The organism is Thermanaeromonas sp. DSM 22490 (assembly GCF_056378755.1).
Genome location: NZ_JBJHHE010000005.1, coordinates 1 through 22,291 on the forward strand (window position 1 = coordinate 1; position 22,291 = coordinate 22,291).

Below are 22,291 nucleotides of genomic sequence, written 5' to 3' on the forward strand. Positions count from 1 at the left end.
GTAATTAGTGGTATTTACCTTGAGTGTCCTAAAATTTCGTTATCCTTGAACCGTTTTGGTCAACAGTCTCCTAGAAGGGTTTCCCGGGTGTTAAGGGCAGGCTCGTCAAGCACGCGCTCGAGGAGGTAATTTAAAGCTTCCCCCACTTTGGGTCCGGGAGTTAGATTTAAGTGCTCCATGACGTCGTGGCCATTAATGGCCAGGTCTTTAAGGCCAAAGGCTAACTTTTGATTTTGTATTTCCGCCAGGCGCCACCGGAAATAATCGAGAGGCAGTGTTGTTGCCTCCGGTGAGGTGGCCAGGATGTCCGCCCGGCGGAGTTCCAGGATATCTTCGATCAGGTCCGGACCTATGCGCCGCAAAAAGCGCCGAATACCCGCCTCCGTTGTGGGATAAGTGAACATATGATGGGCGATTAAATGAATGACTCTCTCCTGGAAATCCCTGCTGAAGCGGAGGCGTTCCAGGATGTTTTGGGCCAGGCTAACGCTCACTTTTTCGTGACTGTAGAAATGAATAGCATCTTCGGTTTCTATTCGGCAGCAATATTTTCCTATATCATGGAGCAGGGCTGTCCAGCGTAAGACCGGAGAAGGTTTAATTATTTTTACAGCTTCTAAGATGTGCTCAAATACATCCAGCTTATAGTGCCGGTTTCCCTGGATGACCCCTTTATTTTGGCTTACCTCAGGTAAGATTACTTCTAAAAGGCCGGTTTCCTGCATATCTCTTAGACACTCGTCAGGATTGGGGCCGAGCAAGATTTTGGTCATCTCGTCCCGAACGCGTTCAGCAGAGACTCGGAGGATTTTTTGACGGCTTAGGGTTATGGCTTTTAAAGTAGGTTGATCCCAGCAAACTCTGGCGCCAGCGGCTCCGGCCCGGGCCATAAGGTAAAAGGCCCGCAGCATTCTTAAAGGATCCTCTTCGAACCGCTCTTCCGGGTTACCTACCGCTTTTATTTCCAATTGTTTGGCTAAAAGCTGGGGAATAACTCCGTAAGGATCGAACCATTTTTCTTGTATCGGGTCATAAGCTAAAGCGTTGACGGTAAAATCGCGCCGTGAGAGATCTTCTTCCAGGGTTACCCCCAGCTCTATTTTTTCTGGCTTGCGTTTTGCATTATACTGTGCTTCCTTGCGGAAAGTGGTTACTTCAATAGGATTATCGTCTATCAAGACCGTTACCGTACCAAACTGAAGGCCGGTAGGAATGGCTTTGTCAAACATGGTCATTACTTGGCCGGGCATTGCCTCAGTAGCAATATCCCAATCCTTGGGCTCCAGTCCCAGCCAAAAGTCTCTTAAAGCTCCACCTACCAGCCAGGCCTGATACCCCGCTTTTTGTAAGATTTTAACTGCGCGGTAGACATAAGCTGGAACTTTCATTGTTGGGGCTCCCTCGCCGAGTTTGACTATGTTCTTAGATCTTGTAACCATTATAGCGCATTATTCCTTTAAAAGGATTGCTGGTTTCTACTGCTCTTAAAAGGAGATTGACTCGCAGGGAACGGTAGGCCAAACTATCGGTTAGCCGGCGGGCAATCCCCGGCCTGAACCCTTCAAAGAACGGCCAGCTCCCTGGCTATCAAAGTCACACCACCACCTGTGCGCTGTACCCTGCCTGCGACCCGGAGCGGGGCCACCTCCGGCCCGAACAGTAGGTGGCCGCATTTTTGATAGACATCTTCAAACACCGTAACATCCACCAATCCTGTTTCATCCTCCAGGGAGAAAAAGACCACTGTTCTGCCGCTTTTGGTGGGCGGCCGGTGGGGCCTTACAGGTATTCCTGCTGTTCTGACCAGCTTGCCGCCCGGGGTTTTACGCAACTCCCGGGCGGTGACGTACCCTTCCCTGGACAACCTTTCCCGCCAGAAGCTCATGTAGTGCCGTTCTATCTCCAGGCCTAGCACCTGGTATTCGAGGGTATATTTTTCTTCAGGAGAAAAGTCTGGTATTCCGGGCGGCGGCCCCAGCTCCAGCGAAAGTTGCAGTGAGGAGCTACACAGTATTTCCGGTAGCCAGGCCAGGAGGGCCCTCCGGTTGGGGTGTAGAGTGTCGAAGGCTCCACAGAGGATGAGGTTTTCCAAGGTGTCGCGCTCCGCACGGGTCCGCAGGCAAAAGTCCCGCAGGGAAGTAAAGGGTCTTTCCCGCCGGGCCGCCAGTATGGTATCCAGGGTGTGTCTCCGCATCCCCTTTACTTGAGTTAAGGGGACGCGTATGGCCCCGCCTTCCACAGTGAACCTGTCGCCGCTCATATTAATGTCTGGCGGGAGGAATCTTATGCCTCTTGTCCTGGCCTCGTTGGCTAAGGTGGCCGGAGAGTAATACCCCATGGGCTGGTTGTTGAGGAGGGCGGCAAAAAAGTGGGCCGGGTAATGCGCCGAAAGGTAGGCGGTCCAGTAAGCGGTGGTGGCGAAGGCTGCCGCGTGCGCCTCGCAGAAGCCGTAGCTGGCGTACCCCTCCAGGCAGGAGAAGATTTCCCGCGCCGTCTTCTCGTCGATACCCCTGGCCACAGCGCGCCGGACGAACTCTTCGCCCAGTTCTTGCATCTGTTGCAGGGAGCGCGCGTGAGTCATCAACTTCCGCAGGCGGTCCGCCTCCCCGGGCGTGAAGCCGGCAATTTCACTCGCGATGGCTATGACCTGCTCCTGAAAGAGGACCACGCCGTAGGTTTTTTCCAGTATGGGCTTGAGGGAAGGGTGCAGGTAGGTTACCGATTCTTTTCCCTGCCGCCGGGCCACAAAAGGGCCCACCATATTGCCCCTGATGGGCCCGGGACGGATAAGGGCTAGGCTGGCTACCAAGTCTTCTATATTTTCGGCCCCGAGTCTGGATTGCAGGGTCCTCTGGGCCGGGCTCTCCAGCTGGAAAACACCTACCGTCTGGCCACGGTTGAGCAGCCGGTAGGTAACCGGGTCGTCCAGAGGTATCTTTTCATAGCTGAAGCCCGGCTTTGCAGCAGGGATTTCTTTTGCGGCGTCCTCCAGCATGCTGAGGGCCTTAAGAGAAAGGAGGTCCAGCTTTATCAGGGAAAGCTCCTCCACATCGTTCCTGTCAAACTGGCATATGCGGACCCCCTTGGCGGCCAGCTGGAGGGGGGAAATATCCGTCACCGGGCAGCCGGTGACTATTAGCCCGCCGAGATGGGTGCCCAGGAAGCGCGGGAATCCGGCTATGCGGGCGCAAAAGTCAAAAAGTCGGCGGTATTTTTCCCCTTTCCACGGGCCGCGGCGCAGTTCTGGAAAGTGGTCGAGGGCCAGAAGAATCTGGTCGGCAGGGATATGGGGCATGGTCTTGGCCAGGGTTTGTATCTCTTCCGGGGAGTACCCCAAGACCTTGCCCAAATCCCTGACCGCGGATCGCGCCTGGTACGTAACATAGGTAGCCACGGCGGCCACGTGCTCGGCCCCGTACTTCCGGTACACGTAGGCAGCCACCTGGTCCCGGTAGCGCGCATCGAAGTCCAGGTCCACGTCGGGCCTTTCGGCCCGCTCCAAACTCATAAAGCGTTCAAACACCAGCTGCCGACTAATAGGGTCGACTTCCGTAAGGCCTAAACAATAAGCTACGGCGCTGGCGCCGGCGGAGCCGCGCCCTGCGCAGCGTATACCTCTGGAGCGGGCGTAGTTTACTATGTCCCAGGTGACAAGGAAGTAGTCTGCAAAGTCGAGACGGGATATGACCTGCAGTTCCTTTTCAAGCCTTTCTTTAATCTCCGCAGTGATCCGGCCGTAGCGGTGGGCAGCGCCTCTGTATACCAGCTCCCGCAGGAAGGCCTCCGCCGTCCGGCCGTCCGGCACCGGGAACCTGGGGCAACGCTCCTGCCCGTCCCCCAAGGCGGGCTGGCACATTTCGGCTATCCTGGTGGTATTTTGCAGCGCCTGGGGGCAGAAATAAAAGAGTTGGGCCATAGCTTCCTTGGATTTAAAGTAATTCTCGTCATTCAGGGGTCTCTCCGGGTGGACTTCTTCTAAGGTTATTCCTAAGCGGGCGCAGGTAAGAATGTCGTGGACAGGAAAGTCCTCCTGCCGGATGTAATGGACGTTGTTAGTGACCACTAAGGGTATGTCGAGAGTTTCACCGAGCTGCAACAGGGCGCTGTTAAGCGCCCTGTTGCCGGGTAAGAGGGTATCTTGCAACTCCAGGTAAAACTGTCTGCCCCACAGGGCCTTATACCGCAGAGCGGCTTCCCTGGCTTCCAGGTACCTCCTCTTCAGGACCAGCGAAGGTATTTCTCCCTGCCGGCAGCCGGACAGGGCTATTAGCCCGTGGTAGTACTTTTCCAGGTCAGACCAGGAACACCGCGGGTTGCCCCGGGGGTTTAAGAGGTGGGCGCGGCTGAGGAGGCGGCACAGGTTGGCGTAGCCGCGGGGACCCGTAGCCAGCAGGGTGAGGTGGTACCCGCCTTCGAGGACTACTTCCGCTCCCTGGATGGGCTTAATGCCAGCCTTTATGGCAGCCCGGTAAAACCGTACGGCTCCGGAGACGTTGGAGTGGTCGGTGAGGGCTACAGCGGGCATTTCAAGTCCGGCAGCTAGCCTGACCAGGTCTTCCGGAGAGAAGGTACCGTCAAGGAAAGAGAAATAAGAATGAGTATGCAAATGTACGAAGCTATGCCTACCCATGGAGATCTCCTTTACGCTAGTCGTATCGCCTGTAAAGTGCCCATTCATTGCTCTCGAGGTCCCGGAAAATTTCCCAGACGCCCCGGGTGGTCAGAACCCTGAAGAACATCTTCGGGCTCTCCCCTTTCCACCACTCTCCGTTATCCTTCCACTTTTCCAGTACTTCCTCGATTAGGTGCCATTTTCCCCTCCATCTGAAACGTACGGGCTCCCCGGCGTTATTGCAGATTACTGTTAGCCTAGCTGACACGTGCCATTCTCTGCCTCCATGGATCGTAAAAAGCGAGCATTTGCTCCCTCCGGGAAACACCCAGCTCGGAGGCTCTGACGATCCCCGCGTTATACATCCGTCCTACCGTCTGAACGACCTTATTCAGCCTATCTTCCTTTTCGGAGTCTTTTCCGTCGAACAGGGTTAACTGTCGAATCGGGGCGGAACTCAACCAATCCACTGTAACGGAGATTCTTTCTACAGGAGAGGCGCATTTGAGGGTAGCAATAATACCCTCCAGGTGCAGGCCAAGGTTCTGGGGATTTTGGGCCCTGGGGAACTGCCTGGAGGCAATCACTTCACCGGCCTCCATACCAAGGCGCAGGGTTATCCGCTGCCATACGAGACATTGCTCGGCCAGTTTGGCTCCTATCCGGGTAGCGAGTACTCGGGAAACGCAGAGCACGCTTTCCCTGGAAGCTATACCTCCCAGGTACATGCTGGCACTGACGGCCTCCATATTCTTTCCTCCAAGCCGCGTTGAATAGTATCCGTTTGAGTTAACTCCTGGAAAGCCTATTAAGGCTTTAAGGCAAAATCCTTTCTTTACACGATTGGTGTACTGATATATATTTTTTAATGGAAGCTCTAACTAAACTATTTCTTTGGATAACTAATAGTGTACACCATTGGTGAACAATCATCAAGACTGGAGGAAATTAATTTGAGGCGAGACAGCGGCAGTTTGCTGCTGGGTCAATATCTCTACGCTAAAAGAACCGCGTTAGGGTTATCACTGCGTGGCCTGGCAGCCATGGTGGGTAAAGCCACCACTACGGTGCAATCGTGGGAGCAGGGCAGGCGCATGCCCTCCCTGGAGGATTTGCTGGTGCTTGCCCGCCTGCTTGAAACGAGTGTAGAGGAACTAGTATACTTAGCCGTTCCCACTCCTACCGAGATCCAGCAGCAGCTGAGAAAGGCGAAAGAAGCGGACGGTGTGGAAGGCAGCAGGCAGGCCACCTTCTTACGCCAGCTCCTGGCAGCCAGGAAGGAGTCGCAGCGGCGCAGCGCCCTGGCGGTCCTGCGGCCTCTGACCAGGGTGCAGCGTGTGCCCTTGGTGGGCGACGTGCCCGCCGGCTTCCCGAAGCTGGCCGTGGAGGAGGGCGGGGAATACACGGAGGTGCTGGAGGGAGTACCGGTCGATTATGCCCTGGTCGTACGGGGAGACAGCATGGTAGGGGCCGGTATAGACGACGGAGACATAGTCTGGGTGCGGCGCTCAGCGGTTGCCCAGCCAGGGGACACGGTGGTGGCCCTTCTCCAGGGGGAGGAAGTCACTGTAAAACACTTGATTAAAGAGGGAGAGCGGTATGTCCTGCGGGCCAATAACCCTGTAAAGTCCTATCCGGACATAGTCTTGGGCCCGGAAGACGAGATAATAGGTGTGGTAGAGCGGGTGGTAAAGCGGCCAGGGCCGCCGCCCAGGATGTCTTTAGGGCGGTAGTCGGGGAGATAAAAGAGTGGCAGAAAGCTATATCTTGGCATTTGTTAGTCGGTTCTTCGGTTAGATTTATTTTAAATGAGTTACTGCCACCTGTTGACGCGAAGAGGATTACTAGCATATAATTTATAATGGATTTTTCAAAGGGGAGTAGCTCGTAGGCCGTATAGCCTACCGGTCAGGGCGACAGTACGCTTCGGCAAGAGCCGCCTTGACCCCAAGGGAGAGTGCTTGGGAGCAAGACCTTTGTTTGGTGCTATTTTATTGCACTAAACAAAGGTCTTTTTATTTGGGCTTCGCAACTTCCAACGACAATTTATATTGAAACAAATGCTTTCAGGAGGCGGATCGGATGTACGTCGAACCCACTGCGGTGTATATGCATCGAATACGTGCTGTAACTTTTGATGCCTACGGGACACTTTTTAATATAGAGGGCATTCATACCAAAGCAACGGAACTGATATTACAAGTCAACTCTTTTCCCGCCGACCCAGTAGCTTTTCACCGAGAGTGGGATCGGTTTACCGATAAACTAATCGCTCAGGAACCTTTTTCTAAACTATGGGTGGTTTTTGATCAGGCCTTAGATATGACCTTTCGGCAATTCGGCTTCCAGGGAAAGCGAGTTCCCGGAGACCTGGAAATATGGTTGCGAATGATAGAAAACTGCTCGATGTACACTGCTGCCCCTGTAGTAGTTGAGGCTGTGGCCCAGCACTTCCGGACGGCCTTGATTTCCAACACAGACAATCACGAGTTATCCGTAGCTCTATTAAGACACGGGCTAAAATTCGATGCTATCGTTACCTCGGAAGACGCCAGGGCTTACAAGCCATCACCTATAATCTTTCAGCGGGCGGCCGAACTTTTAGGGTGCAGGCCGGAAGAGATCTTGCACGTGGGGGATTCTTTCTTTGCCGATGTGGTGGGCGCCAAGCGTTTTGGCGCTACCGCTGTGTGGTTGAATCGTAAAAAGGCTAGTCTTCAAAGCCAGCCTGTGCAACCCGATTATATAATTGAATGTCTGGAAGAAGTTTTAGATATCATAAAACTTTACCTACCTGGTAACAATGGCGATATAGCGGGCTTTTCACGCTGATACAAACGAGGAGGAAAGGGGAGTAGCCGGTTATGAACCGAGCTTTTAGCATGTGATTAGTGGGAAGATATTTTTTACCTGACCGAGAGGGGGATGTGAATTGTCAAAAAAGCCTTGGTATGCCATGGAGATCCAGCAGGTCTGCCAGGAATTAAACTCTGACCTGTCCCAGGGGCTAGCTCAAGAGGAAGCGAACAGGCGCTTAGAACTTTATGGTCCCAATGTCCTGAAAGAGCCGCCGCCCCGCAGCCTTTTTTCCATGTTTATGGGCCAGCTAAAGGAAATACTGGTATTGATTCTGATCGGAGCTGCGGTCATCTCAGGTATCCTAGGTGAATGGGTAGATTCCATTGTCATTCTAGTCATTGTGGTGCTGAATGCCGTCCTGGGAGTGTATCAGGAGCATAAGGCTGAACAAGCCCTTAAAGCATTAAAGGAGATGACCAAACCGTCGGCCAAAGTGGTCCGGGGCGGGAAGGTAATGCAGGTTGATGTAGCAAACTTGGTCCCTGGCGATGTGGTGCTGCTGGATGCGGGAGATTTTGTCCCTGCTGATGCCAGGCTGATCGAAGGGGCCTCCCTGCGGGTCAACGAAGCCGCCTTAACCGGTGAGTCAGTGCCGGTGGAAAAAGACCCCGCCCTCCTAGAAGCCGGTGAAGTCCCGGTAGGAGACCAGAAAAATATGCTGTTTATGGGGACTACTGTTACCGGCGGGCGCGGTAGGGCCTTGGTAGTGGCAACAGGGATGAACACCCAATTGGGCCGTATCGCTCAACTTCTCCAAGAGACGCCTCCGGAACCTACCCCGTTGCAGCGGCGGTTGGGTGAACTGGGTAAAATTTTGGGAATGGCCGCAGGAGCCATCGTGGCCCTGGTCTTTGTTACCGGGCTGTGGCGGGGTGGAGATATACTGGAAATGTTTATGACAGCCATCAGCCTGGCAGTGGCAGCAGTTCCGGAGGGGCTGCCCGCAGTAGTGACCATTGTGCTGGCGTTGGGCGTGACCAGAATGAGCCGCCGCCGGGCTGTTATCAGGAAACTCCCGGCGGTAGAGATCCTGGGCACCGTCACCGTTATTTGCTCTGACAAGACGGGCACCCTTACCAAAAATGAAATGACTGTCACCCAGATTTATTCGGCTGGCAACCTATGGCAGGTAACTGGTGCCGGTTACCAACCGAACGGTCAGTTTTTGGACCAGAGCGGGAAGGAAATAGCTCCTTTAACCGATCAGAATCTGAAATTAATGCTCTTAGGCGGGTTGCTAAATAGTGACGCGCGGCTGGAGGAGACTGGGAAGGGATATCAGGTAATTGGAGATCCCACCGAGGGCGCACTGGTAGTGGCGGCAGCCAAAGCGGGTTTAATAAGGGAGAAGGTGGAGAACACTTACCCCAGATTGGCCGAAATTCCCTTTGATTCTGCCCGGAAGATGATGACTACTTTCCATCATATGGATGGAACAATCTGTTCCTTTACTAAGGGAGCACCTGATGTTCTGTTGGCCCGCTGCACCGGGGCAATGACACATCAAGGAGTTGTACCCCTAAGCGAAGAAATTCGTGCCCGTCTTTTGGAAATCAACTCACAGTTGGCATCCCAAGGCCAGCGAGTCCTGGCCTTGGCCATCCGCCGTTGGCCTGAAGTTCCGGCTAACCCGTCACCGGAAACTGTCGAGCAGGATTTGACCTTTATCGGTTTCTTTGCCATGCAGGATCCACCGCGGCCCGAGGCCAAGGAAGCGGTAGAAGTCAGCCGCCGTGCCGGTATCCGCACAGTAATGATCACTGGAGATCACCCTGAGACCGCCCTGGCCATTGCTAGGGAACTAGGTATTTGGCAGCAGGGCGACGGCATCTTGACCGGCGCTGAGCTGAAGAAAATGGACGAGCAACAACTTAAGGAAGTGGTGCCCCATACCAGCGTCTACGCTAGGGTGTCCCCCGAAGATAAGCTTCGCATAGTGACAGCCTTGAAGGAACACAACCATATAGTAGCCATGACGGGCGACGGTGTGAACGACGCTCCGGCTCTTAAACGAGCCGATATAGGCGTGGCCATGGGCATTACAGGTACTGAGGTAGCCAAAGAGGCTTCGGATATGGTACTGCTGGATGATAACTTTGCCACCATCGTTAGTGCGGTGGAAGAGGGACGAACGATTTACGATAATATCCGCAAGTCCATCCAGTACCTGCTTTCTTGCAACACTGGGGAGATTGTGGCCATCTTTTCTGCTATATTGCTAGGACTGGGCAGTCCACTTACGCCTATCCAGATTTTGTGGTTAAACCTGGTTACTGACGGCCCGCCAGCCCTGGCTCTGGGCCTGGAGCCACCCGAGAAGGGCGTTATGAACCGGCCACCCCGTAAGCCTAATGAAGGGGTGTTTGCCGGGGGCATGGGTATCAAGATCCTGTGGCAGGGTGCTTTGATTGGCTTGCTGTCCCTGGCCTCCTACTGGCTGGCCCTTAGTTGGGGACGGACCCTGGAAGAAGCGCATACCATGGCTTTTATAACCATGGCCTTGTCGCAACTGGTGCATTCCTTTAACGTCCGGAGCATGGATCAATCCCTCTTGGCCATGGGATTAGCTACTAACCGCAGTTTGATGTACGCTTTTCTGGCGTCAGCCTGTCTTCAACTGGCTGTGGTATTTATTCCCTTCCTGAGGGGTGTTTTTGAGACTGTGATGCTGCGGTCCAGCGACTGGGGAGTTGTTCTAACCTTAAGTCTTATTCCCCTGGTAGCGGTGGAAACAAGTAAGCTTTTGGGTAAGCTTTTTACCGGGATGAAAAGGGTAGAACCTCGTACTGATTAATACGCAATGCAAAACTACTCCGTTTGCATAGTGATTTTAGAACTGTGTGAGGGCAGGCTTTAGAATTAAAATGCTCCCCCCAGAAGGAATTTTTACAGTCCTGGCGAACTAATTAATCTATAAACGATCTGGCAAGGAGCCAGGCGGGAGCACCGAAGCCCGACTTTTTAAGACCAGGCTTTAGGTGATTAGAAAAAAGAAAAACGTTTAGCGGAACCATGGGGGTTCTCTGCATAAGACGGCGGAGTCTGCTTCCATGGTTTTTTATTTGCCGGAAAGGAGCGTGTTTGAGCCATGTGCCGTCCTTTGAGCGATTGGGAAAGAGCGATGGAATTTCACGGGCATGCTTGTCCGGGGTTGGCAGTAGGCTACCGGGCTGCCCAAATTGCCTTGCGGGAGCTAAAGACAGAACGGGCGCAAGATGAAGAACTAGTAGCCGTGGTGGAGACCGATGCCTGCGGAGTGGATGCCATACAGGTATTAACGGGTTGCACCCTGGGGAAGGGCAACCTGCTTTACCGGGACTATGGCAAGCATGTTTTTACTTTCATCTGCCGGGATAGCGGCCGGGCGATCCGTATAGCCATAAAGGCGGCGGCCTGGCAACAGGATGAGGCCTACCGGGAGTTGAGGAAAAAGGTGTTCGGCAAACAAGCTAGCGAGGAGGAGAAGGCCCTTTTTCAGCAATACCAGGAGGAGCGGATGCGCTATATTTTAGAAGCACCGGAGGAAGAAATATGCACCGTACACAGGCTAAAGGTGGAGCCTCCTCCTAAGGCGCGCCTTTTCGACTCGGTAATCTGTTCTATGTGTGGTGAGCCGGTGGCTGAGGTGCGGGCTCGCGTGAGGGAAGGACGACCGGTCTGTATTCCGTGCGCTGACGAATATAGCCGTGGGTGGTAAGGTTAGGAGACTTAAAGGAGTGAGATAAAGTGGGAATAAAGGCCTGGCGGCTGGGGATGGTAGCCTTAAGCCTGGTGGCGGGGCTCTTTTTGCTAGCCGGGTGTACAGGGCAGAAACTGGAAAGTCAAGTAGTCTACACCATAGCGGATGCCACAGGAGATTGGGGTTTCCCTACCCCCTACGGTCATTATCCCCGGGGTCCGGGTTATGTACGTATGAGCTTTGTTTTTGATACCCTGGTTTGGAAGGACGCCCAGGGTTTTGTTCCGGCCCTGGCCAGGGAATGGCGATACGACCCCCAAGAAAATGCTTATATTTTTCACTTAGCGAAAAATGTTACCTGGCATGACGGCCAGCCTTTTACCGCTAAAGATGTGGTTTTCACAGTAGAGTACACTCGCCAGCACCCTTACCAATGGGTGGATACTTCGGTTATAAAGAGAGCAGAGGCCCTGGATGAGTACACGGTTAAACTGAGTCTAAGTCGACCATATGCACCTTTTTTAAGTGACATAGCGGGGACCCTACCGATTTTACCGGCTCACATCTGGCAAAATGTGAAGGAACCGGAGAAATTTCAAGATAAGCAGGCGGCCATCGGCACGGGACCTTTTAAGCTAGTCGATTATAACCGGGAACAGGGTACTTATCTGTATGAGGCTTATGACAAATACTACCAGGGCAAGCCTAAAATACAAAAACTCCAATTTGTGAAGATGACCGAAGAGATGGCTAGTGCTGCCCTTAAGAAAAAGCAAGTCAACGCAACCTCTGTACCCCCTGAAGTGGTAGAAGATCTGCGTAAAGAGGGCTTTCAGGTTCTGACCGGTACCCATGATTGGGTGGCTAAGCTCATGATCAACCATAAGAAAGAGCCTTTGTCCCAGAGGGAATTCCGCCAGGCTCTAGCCCTGGCCATCGATAGAAAGAAACTGGTAGAAGTGGCTCTGCGCGGTCAAGGGCTAGCTGGCAGTCCAGGCCTTATACCGCCGGATAGTTCCTGGTACAACCCTAGTGTGGAACAATACGAGTATAATCCCACTCAAGCGCAAGAGCTTCTAGTTGGGCTTGGCTATACCCGGCAGGGAAATTATTTTACCAAAGATGGGCGGGTTTTAGAGTTAGAGCTTTTATTTAGGGGTACGGGAAGCAGCCTTGCCGAACAGCGAGCGGCCGAGCTTATAAAAGAGCAATTAGAGCTTGTAGGTATAAAGATAAATTTGCAGAGCTTAGAGTCTAAGACTCTTGATAACAGGGTTAAAGAGTGGAAGTTCGATCTGGCTTTAAGCGGCCATGGCGGCTTGGGAGGGGACCCGCGGATCTTAAACAGGGTTACCCTAGAACAGGGAATAAACAGCGCAAGATACCCTAACAGTAAAGAATTATCCAGCGTATTGGCCATGCAGCTGGGAGAGATGGATTTAGGAAAGAGGCGGGAACTGGTGAAACGGGCACAAGAGCTCTATGCCAGGGAGATGCCGGCCCTGCCTCTATATTACCCCACCAGTTATTGGGCCCATGATGGCCTGGTGAGCCTATATTATACGTGGGGCGGGGTTGGTTCAGGCGTGCCTAATCCTTTGAACAAGTTGGCTTTTGTAAAGTAACCTCTCAAGGAGGCTTGGATAGGTTCCTGGGGTAACCCGGATGTAGATTAGATACTAAATTTGAATGAATGGGACATAGACCAAATGAATAAGATAGCTAATTATGTAGTAGCCTTCTTTGTTATACTGGCCTTGAATTTCCTATTGCCGCGGCTCATGCCGGGCGACCCTTTAGAGGCTATATACGGCGATGACGCGCTGGTAGCTATGACGCCGGAATTAAAGGCCGAGCTAATCCGGCGCTTTGCCCTGGACCAGCCTTTAAGCGACCAATTTGTGGCCTATATGGGGGCTCTCTTACGAGGTGACCTGGGTTACTCGTATTACTACCGTGCACCGGTAACCTCAGTGGTCTTGCGCTATCTTCCCTGGACCCTGTTGCTAGCAGCTCTGGCTTTAATTTTCGCTACTTTGGCCGGGTTTATATTGGGCGTAGAAGCAGGCTTTAGGCGCGGGCAGACGGTAGATAGGCTTTTGTTAACCACTTTGATGTTTCTAAACGGGTTTCCCGACTTTTTTATCGGGGTTTTGTTCCTGCTTTTGTTCGGCGTGGTCTGGGGCCTATTCCCTTTGGGCGGGGGTTTGACGCCCTATGCTGGTTTGACCGGCTTTTACCTGGTGCTGGACATCTTGCACCACCTAGCGTTACCCCTGGCAACGCTGGTGGTGGTGCGCCTGGTCGGTACCTTTCTTTTAACCCGTAACAGCATGATTATTACTTTAGGCGCGGCTTTCATCCTCACGGCCCGGGCCAAGGGCTGTAAGGACAGCCGGGTGCGATATTATCACGCCGGCCGCCACTCCCTTTTGCCGGTAGTTACCGCTGCCGGGTTGCATTTATCCCATTTAATTAGCGGTACCCTTTTTGTAGAAGTTGTCTTTTCTTATCCTGGACTGGGCTCTCTTCTTTACAATGCCCTTCTGGTGCGGGATTATCCGGTTATCCAGGGAGTCCTGCTGGTAATTACGGTGGCAGTGCTGGCCATTAATTTAATGATAGACTTACTTTACCGGAAAGTCGATCCGAGGATAACTTATGCACGTTAACTATTGGCAGGAAATAAAAGAAAACAGTCTGGGAAGGACGGGTCTGTGCCTTTTCCTGGTCTTAGCCCTTCTGGCTGCTCTGGCACCCTTCTTGGCCCCTTATTCGCCGGAGGCTAGAGTGGGGGCTGCTTTTAGCCCTCCTTCGACCCAGCACTGGCTGGGCACCAATGATATAGGCCAGGATATCTGGTCGTGCCTGCTTTATGGAGCGCGGACTTCCCTTGTAGTGGGATGCGGAGCGGCGCTGCTGGCAGGCATAATTAGCGTGCTGGTAGGCACTTCATCCGCCCTGGCGGGCGGTCTTTACGATAGCCTTTGCATGCGGGTAGTGGATGCTTTTCTGGTTATTCCCCCGGTCCTGGTAGCCATACTTGTGGGAGCATATCTTAAACCCAATCTTTTAACTTTAATCGTATTGCTGGCGGCTTTCCTCTGGCCCGGCGGAGCCAGGATAATAAGGGCAGAAGCCTTATCCTTAAAAGAGAAAAAGTCTGTAGCAGCGGCCCGCACCTTCGGCGCAGGCTCGTTTTATATTATGGCGCGTCACATAGTTCCGGATCTGGGCCCGGTTTTGCTGGCCGTCATGATACAGGATGCCCGGCGGGCCATCTTTATGGAAGCAGGTCTATCCTTCTTGGGTGTCTGTGATCCCACCATCCTTAGCTGGGGCAGAATGATGCAACAGGCCTTAAAGTTTACTTATTTGGAAGTATGGAAGTGGTGGCTTTTGCCTCCCGGTATAGCCCTTTCTTTGACGGTTACTGCTTTAACTTTCATTGGTTATGCCCTGGAGGGGGTTTTGAATCCTCGCTTGCGGGGAGAAGGGTAAGATGCTGGTCATTAAAGATTTGCATGTATCCTTTGGCGAGCTGATGGTGCTGAAAGGTATTAACTTGGAGATTAACAAAGGGGAAGCTTTAGCCCTTGTAGGGGAATCCGGGGCAGGCAAAACTACCCTTGGGCTCTCCATAATGGGGCTTTCGCCTGGTAAGTGCACTGGGCAGATTCTGTTTAAAGGCAGGGATCTCCTCGCCCTGTCCGAAGAGGAGCGCCGTCGCCTCCGCGGAAAAGAGATAGCTATGGTTTTTCAAAACGTGGAGGACGCCCTCCATCCCCTCTATCCGGTTGTGGATCAGGTCATGGAAGCTATACTCATTCATGGACCCGAAGACAAAAAGGTCGCTCTAGGGAGGGCGTTGGAGATCCTCAAGTTAGTGGGGCTAAGACCAGAGCGGTGGCGCGCCTTTCCCCACCAGTTGAGCGGCGGGGAAAAACAGAGGGTTTTGATAGCCCTGGCCTTGGCTAATGATCCGGAGGTATTGATTCTAGATGAACCCACCGCTTCCCTAGATGCGGTAACGCGAGGGGAAATTATAGGGCTCCTTAAAAGGATAGTCGGGGACAAAGTCGTTTTGTTAATCACCCACGACCTGTCTACAGCTGCTAAACTGGCCACCCGAGTGGCCGTCTTATATGGGGGCCGGATAGTAGAGCTGGGCGCTACCAGAAGTCTTTTTACCTTCCCGCGCCATCCCTATACCCGGGGGCTTTTACGCTCTTATCCCAACATGACCACGGTCAAGGACTTACAAGGAATCCCCGGGCCGCCTTTTAAGCCTGTGGGCGGATGCCCTTTCCATCCCCGTTGTACCCAGCGGCTGGAGCTCTGTTCCCGGGAAGCACCGGAATTGGAAAGTATTGGAGACCGCTTCCTGGCCTGTCACCGGGGAGGAGTGATACCATTACTGCAAATAAAAAACCTTAGCAAATCCTTTAACGGCGTGCGGGCCGTGCGGGAAGTGGAATTGACCCTGTACGAAGGAGAAACTCTGGCCCTGGTGGGGGAAAGCGGATCAGGCAAGACCACCCTGGCCCTGACCATTATGGGCTTGCTGCCACCGGATAAGGGCGAGGTTTGGCTGGAGGGCCAAAAAGTTTTGCACAGGGGCAGGGAATTTTATCAGCGAGTGCAGATGATCTTTCAAAATCCCCGGGAATCCTTAAGTCACCGCCTGGATGTCTTGCAGTTGGTGAAAGAGCCTCTGGACGTGCAGGGCTGGGGCAGGGAAGAGGAAAAGGTGGAACGAGTAAAGCAGGTTCTGGAGGAAGTGGAGCTGCCCACCAAAGACTTTTTCTTGCACAAATATCCGCACGAGCTCAGCGGTGGAGAAGCCCAGAGGGTGGCCATTGCCCGGGCCCTAGTCTTAAACCCCAAGCTCTTGATCGCCGACGAGCCCACCTCCGCTCTGGACGCCAGCGTCCAAGCCAAGATTCTAAAGCTTCTCCTTAACCTGCAGGAGAAGAGGGGATTGGCCATACTCTTTATCACCCATGATATCGCTCTAGCCAGAAAAGTTAGCGATCGCTTGGCGGTCATGAAGGATGGTTCTTTGGTAGAACAAGGTCCGGCCAGCGAGGTTATATCTAACCCCCAGCACCCCTACACCCGGACACTGCTGGGACTGGCGGCAGATCTGACAGGGGAAATTTCCGTTCGGGATATGGAGGAAGAGGTCTTGGGAATGTAAGAAGCCGGGTAAGGGACAAACAAACCCGGCTTTGTTTTGGGGGTATGTTTAGGAGATTATTCCGGGCGCGGCTCCAGCAACAAGCGGTACAGGCCTGAGACTTTTTCTACTTTCACCGAGTATCCCTGGCTTTCAGCCAGGCGAGTAATGTTCTCTTTAGGTGTTTCATTGTCGGTGAGGACCAGGAGGGGTTGGCCGGGATGCTGCTCCATGGCCTTCTTGGTTCTTACTACGGGTATGGGGCAGGATAAGCCACGTACATCAATTTCTATCATATTTGGAGGAACCTCCTTTTCAGGGTATCGGTGTTATGGGCTCTGGGAAATAACCTTCAATTCCTTTAAGGCTATAGGAATATACTCGACGAGTTCAGCTACCGGAGTGGCCGGTGTGGCGCCGGCCATTTTACCAGCCACCCGATTGATTTGGGCACTTGTAATAGCTGCTTCCAGGGGATCCCACCCGGCGCCCGTTAAAGCAACTACCATGCCTGTTATGGTATCCCCTGTCCCGCCTATGCACTCTAGTTCCGGCACATCAGGTTCCTCTATCCTAGCCACAACTCTCCCCTCGGTTACAATGTAATCTACGGCCCCTTTCACCAAAAGGATCTTAGCGGCTCCGCCACTGTTATAAGCCTTCTTTACCAGCTCGGGGACTTGTTGAACCCCAGTGTTAAAAAGATGACGGCTAACATAGGCAGGATGGGCTGCCTCTGGATCGGCCAGAAAAGCCATTTCGCTGGGGTCGGGAGTAAAAATATCAAATTTGGGTGCCACTCTTGCCGCCTTAGCTGCGTACATGGCCCCGGCATCGGCAATTAACAAAGGCCGGGGTTGGCACCTCTCCAGCACCTCACAAAGCTTTTGCATCAATCTAACTATGGGCAGGCAATAATGTAGGGCAAGAATCCTAGGCTTCAGTTCCCTCACATGCTCTATTAAATATTGATAGAGACGCCTGGTGCCCTGGCCCTGGCCAATATCTCCGGCCAGAAGCGCGTGAGGGGGCTCCAAGCCCAAAGCACTTGTTACCGCAAGGGCGGCGCTGATCATGGCTCCTGTGCCCTGCCCGCAAGGGAAAGTGAAATCTTTGATCTGTAGCGAATTTCTTACCCTGACCACTTTACCGTGGACAAGGGCGAGGTCTTCTGCGGGAAGAGTCCCCGCAATGAGGATCAAGTGAACTTTCCTCCCTTCCAGATGGCCAAAGCCTCCTCCCACGCCCTATCCAACATTAAAGCGCAGAGGGTGAAACCTTTTTCCCGGGGCCGGTCAACTTCGTCCAGCTTGCGGCCGACTAATTGGGTGTAAAGGTAAGGGACGTCCGGACAGCCCCCGCCCGAAATGTTAACGATGATCCCGCTATTTTTGGCGAAGACAATCTTCATATTACCTGCCTTTACCATTACGTGTTGGGGGAAGGCTACGGCCTTCACGATCTGGAGCATCTCGGCCGACCCTTCGAGGGGGTAAATGCCCAGATAGGATACCTTCCCCTGTAAAGCCCGCGCTAGGGCTGTTTGCTCTATGAGCTCCACCTCCAAGGCCAAATCACACCCTTGGCGTAAGCTCGGCGGGGGCGCCACTAGCTTGCATTCATGGCCTCCCTTTTTAAGTATTTTTTCCCCCTTTAGCGCTTCTTCCACTGAGGGGAAGATGATTATTCCTCGAGTGGTTGGGGTTTTGTGGACTGGTTCCTCGGCACGGGCGGAGCGCTTAAAAATCAACTTAGTTATCCTCCTGTCCTTATCGGGAGCTAGTAAGCTCTTTTAGCTTTCCAAGGTACCGGATCGGTTTGAATATCAGTCTACTTTTTCCCGCATAAGCAGACCAACGGCCAGGGCAAAGGCTATACCGATCAGTACGGCTGCAGGGCCTAAGGGGCTAGGGCCTTGGGGACTGGAGGCCAGACCGAAATTATGGGCGAAGGCCGCCCCGGCTATAATGCCCCAAAGGGTGATACCGGCGTCGATATCACCCTCGGCCGCCAGTATGGTCTGGCGCAGGGGACATCCTCCCAGGAGAGTAGCAGTAAGTCCGGCCAAAGTCATCCCCAGAAAGTTCCACAGATGGCTATTGTGGGAGATCGGCTGGTTCACAAAACCCACTTGAATCTTGCCGAACAAGGCATTGATAATCAAAGCCCCCACGAAGAAAGCGGCTATACCGCTAAAAAGATAGGTGTCTTTGACCAGAAAAAGGTCGCGCCATCCCCCTACAAAGCACATGCGGGTCCTCTGGGCCAGGAATCCAAACACCAAGCCTGCTCCCAGCGAGAGGATTAGTGGGGCTCGCGCGGCTCCCGGCCCTTCTTTGCTGGCCAATATAAATTGAGGTTTAAAGATGGCCAATAAGAGCAGGCCTAACATAAAAAGAGGCATCATCCACCCCGCGGCGCTGTAGGTGGGAGCGGAGCGGCCCAGGTTGAAGCCGTTTTTCAACAGATAAATTCCTATTAGGGCGCCGGCTATCACCCCGGCTATACCTGTTAGTCCATTTAAATCTCCTCCCGCCAGTCTCAACACCGCCCTAACCGGGCACCCCAGGAAGACCAGAGCGCCTATCATAAAGAACACGCCTAGAAAAAAGCGCACCAGAGGCGCGGACCCTCCACGGGCACGGAATTCACCGAAGGCTAAGGCAGATACGAAGCCCCCCAGGGCCATACCCATAATTTCTGGCCGCAAGTACTGCACTGTTGCCGCCCGGTGCAATCCTAAGGCGCCAGTTATGTCCCGGTAAAAACAAGCCAGGCAAATACCCATGTTCGCCGGGTTGCCCGCCACGGTCATTAAAGCTGCTACAGCTCCCAGAATGAGTCCCGCGATAATCATTAAGTATTTGCGAGAAAAAATGCCGGTCATGCCAACACCTCCTGTTGTTTTCTTTAAGCCCGGCCTGGATACTGGCCTAGCTATTTAATTCTGGCTCTCAACAATAAATTCCTTCATACTTAGTATTCCATATAGTTATATCATTCCCTGTTTCCGGTGGTTCCCTGGCTGAGTTACCCAGGCAGTAAAATTTGTACATGAGAGGTGGCGGGGAAAAGCGCCATTTTCTGGTAGCGCAAGCTATAACAAAAACGAATAAGCGGGACACACCTTCTTGGGGGGGAATTCCTGACCCCAATTGCAACTTATTGGCGAGAAGGGTGGATTTTCGTTTTTGAAGATAGCAGGATTCAACGGGCTAAATAGCGAAGAAAAATATAGACAAGTGAATAATTTTGGGAACAGGAGGCCTCTCAAGAGAGGCAAGAGGGAAGTCCGGTGCGAGTCCGGCGCGGTCCCGCCACTGTGAGGGGGATCCACCTTACACAATGCCACTGGGGTAACCTGGGAAGGCGTAAGGTGGGAGAGGAACCCGAGCCAGGAAACCTGCCTGTTCTCCTGCCACCGCTGATCTACGCGAGATAGGGAGGTGGTCTTTTTGCTCATCTCAAGAGCTAGAGCTGCCCCGGTCCGCCGTAGGCCGGGGTTTTTTGATCGGGCTTGGTTTTAGTTAGAGAATCTAGCTTTCCGGAATACACAGAAGAAGAGGCAGGGGGGAAATAAGGTGTACTGGAGAAGGAAAATGGGGCGCCCTTTGGCAACTTTGCTCGTGGCCTTGATGGTTTTTTCTCTAGTAGTTCCTTTTGCGGGGGCCAAAGCGGCGGAAGCAAACTTGGTGTCTGACCTTATGGATAAGGCAGCAGGTATCCTTTATAGTGATTTTACAAAAAATGGATCCAAGAACCAGGATGATGGTGTAGGTGCTTATGCTTCTTATATCCTCACCCAGGCGGGCGTTGATGTAAATGCCTGGGTGTATAATGGCGTACCACTGAAAGAAGCTGTAATCGACCTAGTGTACCAGGATATTGCCGGTTCTTCAGATCCGTCTAAAGTACCGGCCAAGAGGTTGGCCCAGGACTTGCTAGGCATGAAGGCCTTGGGCCGGGAGGATTTGGTGCAGCAACTACTCCAGATTCTCAAGAGCAGAGAAGGGATCCACGGTTTTGACTCAAACATTTTCAGCGATTTTCCAGCCTACGACCTTTTAGGTCGGGCAGACTTGATGAGCGTCATAAATCAGGTTTATGCCCGGGAATACATTTTATCCCAGCAGGATACGGTAGTCGGGAACACTTATGGTGCTTGGGGTATCGCCTGGGACGGCGTTTTTTATCCCGACTTCGTGGCCACAGCCCAAGCTGTACGGGCTCTGGCCTATTTAGATCAGGACAAGTCCGACCAGGAGATCCAGGTAGCGATCGAGCGCGGGATGCAATGGCTGAAAAAGCAGCAGCAACCCGACGGTAGTTTTGCAGTAAGCAATTGGGACGACCCTTTAATAGATACAGTGGAAATGATCGCTACTTTAAAAGTCCTGCGAGAAGACCCGGCCTCAGTGAAAAGTGGTGAAGGCAAGAGCCCGGTCGATTACCTGCTGACCAAGGCTTTGAATTCCGATGGCACTTTCGGCGCCTCTAAAAATGTTATGGATGCTGCCTGGGCCCTCTATGGATACTACCTGGTTGGCGCACGAGAGTCAGAGTCGTTCAAAAAGACTTTCAAAGACATTCAGGGACATTGGGCACAGAAAGATGTAGAGCTCATGGCTAGAAGGCTTATTGCCCGGGGCCTGAGCGAAGATATTTTTGCTCCCGATCAAGAGGTGACTCGGGCACAGGCGGTTGCTTTCCTGGTGCGGTCTTTGGGACTGGAAGAGTCCAACCTCAAAGAGACCAGCTTCCGGGATGTGCCCCCGCAGCACTGGGCTTCCCAGACGATAGAAGCTGCTTACCGGGCGGGACTGGTGGTTGGTACAGGTGAGGGGAATTTTGAGCCGGAAAGGACCATCACCAGGGAGGAAATGGCCGCCCTCCTAGTCCGGGCCCTTAAGAAGGCCGGTTGGGAGCCAGCGAAAGGGGGAGCTGAAGATAAGAACAACCTGGCGGTTTACGCCGATAGCTCAGAGATATCTCCCTGGGCCAGGGACAGCGTCAAGGTTTGCGTAAGTACAGGTATCCTCCGGGGTAGGTCGGCCGCTGAATTGGTCCCTAAGGGTAAAATAACGCGAGCGGAAGCCATGGTAATGCTGAAAAGAATGCTACAGGTGCTGGGGAGAATACCGGAGTCCCCCTAAAGCATTAGTATCTCACCGGGGGCAGGCTGGCTTACTGAGCTTGCCTCCGGTGTTTTTCCTCGCACGCGGGACACATGCCCAAATTCCGGATAAGGAGAATGGATGTATGAAGAAAGTTTATCTGATATCTCTGGCCTTGCTATTTTTAGCCCTGCTGGTTCCCGCACTGGTAACCAATAAAGAAAAGAATTTAACCCTGGGGGAGCCCGTGCAGAAGACCCAGGTCGAATCTGCTGCCCTCCCCTCTAATATTACCGGAAGCCCGGAAAAGCCTGAAGGCAGGGGAGAACCCGAACCCTCCCCACAGTACAAGACAGCACCCGGGGCTCCATCGATAACCCTTCAGGCCCAAGAAGGGCGGGGAAAGGAAGAAGTCCAACAGCCGAAAAAAGAGCAGAAAGTGCAACAGGTGGAGGGGAGTCCCCAACAGCAAAAGGGCGTAGTAGGTGAAGGGGAAAAAGAATTCGTGGTTGTTGGCGTAGCAGTGGTAGGAAAGGATCAGGAACTTTTGTATGGCCCCGCTGAGGTCAAAGTGACAGAAAAGAATCCCTGGGGTTTTACTGCGCTGGGTGCCCTGGAGGCTACCGGGCTGCCCTATGCTCTATCTACCAGGTTTCCTGGTCTGGTGGAAAGTATCGCCGGCCAGCCCAACAAGGGGATGTCGGGGTGGATGTACAAGGTAAACGATGAGGTTCCCATGGTCGCTGCCGGCCAGAAAACCCTAAAGCCTGGAGACAAAGTGATATGGTGGTATAGCACCAGTATGGGTTCTCCGGGACCCCGATGGGAGGAACTGGCGAACCGCTAAA

At 53.1% G+C, this 22,291-nt stretch carries 18 protein-coding genes and 1 riboswitch; of the genes, 10 read left to right on the forward strand and 8 right to left on the reverse strand.

What is annotated here, in order from left to right; all coding sequences use genetic code 11:
- Positions 1-59: 59 nt before the first annotated feature.
- The 4 genes from AC1BI1_RS04925 to AC1BI1_RS04940 form a co-directional block, all read right to left on the reverse strand.
- Positions 60-1,388: a CCA tRNA nucleotidyltransferase gene (locus AC1BI1_RS04925; protein ID WP_476716170.1), complete on the reverse strand. Its 1,329-nt coding sequence runs from the start codon at positions 1,386-1,388 to the stop codon at positions 60-62.
- Positions 1,389-1,561: 173 nt separating this feature from the next.
- The gene (locus AC1BI1_RS04930; RefSeq protein WP_476716171.1) at positions 1,562-4,630 is read right to left on the reverse strand and encodes a DNA polymerase III subunit alpha; all 3,069 of its coding nucleotides are present in this window, start codon (positions 4,628-4,630) and stop codon (positions 1,562-1,564) included.
- A gap of 16 nt (positions 4,631-4,646) precedes the next feature.
- Positions 4,647-4,940, reverse strand: coding sequence for a DUF6504 family protein (locus AC1BI1_RS04935; RefSeq protein WP_476716172.1), 294 nt, complete (start codon positions 4,938-4,940; stop codon positions 4,647-4,649).
- Positions 4,870-5,361 carry a hypothetical protein gene (locus AC1BI1_RS04940; protein WP_476716173.1) on the reverse strand — a complete coding sequence of 164 codons (492 nt, stop codon included), beginning with the start codon at positions 5,359-5,361 and terminating at the stop codon, positions 4,870-4,872. The genes AC1BI1_RS04935 and AC1BI1_RS04940 overlap by 71 nt, the downstream gene beginning before the upstream one ends.
- Before the next feature lie 204 nt (positions 5,362-5,565).
- Between AC1BI1_RS04940 and AC1BI1_RS04945 the strand changes: the two genes are divergently transcribed.
- The 8 genes from AC1BI1_RS04945 (at position 5,566) to AC1BI1_RS04980 (ending at position 16,350) form a co-directional block, all read left to right on the forward strand.
- Positions 5,566-6,345: a helix-turn-helix domain-containing protein gene (locus AC1BI1_RS04945; protein WP_476716174.1), complete on the forward strand. Its 780-nt coding sequence runs from the start codon at positions 5,566-5,568 to the stop codon at positions 6,343-6,345.
- Positions 6,346-6,694: 349 nt separating this feature from the next.
- Positions 6,695-7,444, forward strand: a complete 750-nt coding sequence (locus AC1BI1_RS04950; protein WP_476716175.1) for an HAD family hydrolase — start codon at positions 6,695-6,697, stop codon at positions 7,442-7,444.
- A 100-nt stretch (positions 7,445-7,544) separates the two neighbouring features.
- A complete protein-coding gene (locus AC1BI1_RS04955; protein ID WP_476716176.1) occupies positions 7,545-10,265 on the forward strand; it encodes a calcium-translocating P-type ATPase, SERCA-type in 2,721 nt (906 codons plus the stop codon).
- A gap of 294 nt (positions 10,266-10,559) precedes the next feature.
- Positions 10,560-11,168, forward strand: coding sequence for an FmdE family protein (locus AC1BI1_RS04960; RefSeq protein ID WP_476716177.1), 609 nt, complete (start codon positions 10,560-10,562; stop codon positions 11,166-11,168).
- 29 nt (positions 11,169-11,197) lie between these two features.
- On the forward strand, positions 11,198-12,775 hold the full coding sequence (locus AC1BI1_RS04965) for an ABC transporter substrate-binding protein (RefSeq protein WP_476716178.1): 1,578 nt from the start codon (positions 11,198-11,200) through the stop codon (positions 12,773-12,775).
- A gap of 84 nt (positions 12,776-12,859) precedes the next feature.
- Entirely contained in the window at positions 12,860-13,822 is a 963-nt protein-coding gene (locus tag AC1BI1_RS04970) for an ABC transporter permease (RefSeq protein ID WP_476716179.1), read from the forward strand.
- Positions 13,812-14,651 (forward strand): ABC transporter permease, encoded by an 840-nt coding sequence (locus tag AC1BI1_RS04975; RefSeq protein WP_476716180.1) that lies wholly within the window; start codon positions 13,812-13,814, stop codon positions 14,649-14,651. Before AC1BI1_RS04970 ends, AC1BI1_RS04975 begins: the two co-directional genes overlap by 11 nt.
- Position 14,652: 1 nt before the next feature.
- Positions 14,653-16,350 carry a dipeptide ABC transporter ATP-binding protein gene (locus AC1BI1_RS04980; RefSeq protein WP_476716181.1) on the forward strand — a complete coding sequence of 566 codons (1,698 nt, stop codon included), beginning with the start codon at positions 14,653-14,655 and terminating at the stop codon, positions 16,348-16,350.
- 56 nt (positions 16,351-16,406) lie between these two features.
- Here the strand turns inward: AC1BI1_RS04980 and AC1BI1_RS04985 are convergent, their stop codons facing one another.
- The 4 genes from AC1BI1_RS04985 to yedE all read right to left on the reverse strand — a co-directional run bounded on the left by AC1BI1_RS04985 (position 16,407) and on the right by yedE (position 19,216).
- On the reverse strand, positions 16,407-16,625 hold the full coding sequence (locus AC1BI1_RS04985) for a sulfurtransferase TusA family protein (protein WP_476716182.1): 219 nt from the start codon (positions 16,623-16,625) through the stop codon (positions 16,407-16,409).
- 33 nt (positions 16,626-16,658) lie between these two features.
- Positions 16,659-17,531, reverse strand: a complete 873-nt coding sequence (locus tag AC1BI1_RS04990; protein ID WP_476716183.1) for an NAD(P)H-hydrate dehydratase — start codon at positions 17,529-17,531, stop codon at positions 16,659-16,661.
- Positions 17,528-18,079, reverse strand: coding sequence for a putative Se/S carrier protein (locus AC1BI1_RS04995; protein ID WP_476716184.1), 552 nt, complete (start codon positions 18,077-18,079; stop codon positions 17,528-17,530). Before AC1BI1_RS04995 ends, AC1BI1_RS04990 begins: the two co-directional genes overlap by 4 nt.
- Positions 18,080-18,154: 75 nt before the next feature.
- Positions 18,155-19,216 carry a YedE family putative selenium transporter gene (gene yedE, locus AC1BI1_RS05000; protein ID WP_476716185.1) on the reverse strand — a complete coding sequence of 354 codons (1,062 nt, stop codon included), beginning with the start codon at positions 19,214-19,216 and terminating at the stop codon, positions 18,155-18,157.
- A 356-nt stretch (positions 19,217-19,572) separates the two neighbouring features.
- Positions 19,573-19,754, forward strand: a riboswitch (cobalamin riboswitch).
- A 156-nt stretch (positions 19,755-19,910) separates the two neighbouring features.
- Between yedE and AC1BI1_RS05005 the strand changes: the two genes are divergently transcribed.
- Entirely contained in the window at positions 19,911-21,482 is a 1,572-nt protein-coding gene (locus AC1BI1_RS05005; protein ID WP_476716186.1) for an S-layer homology domain-containing protein, read from the forward strand.
- Positions 21,483-21,588: 106 nt separating this feature from the next.
- Positions 21,589-22,290 (forward strand): DUF4430 domain-containing protein, encoded by a 702-nt coding sequence (locus AC1BI1_RS05010; protein ID WP_476716187.1) that lies wholly within the window; start codon positions 21,589-21,591, stop codon positions 22,288-22,290.
- Position 22,291: the final 1 nt, after the last annotated feature.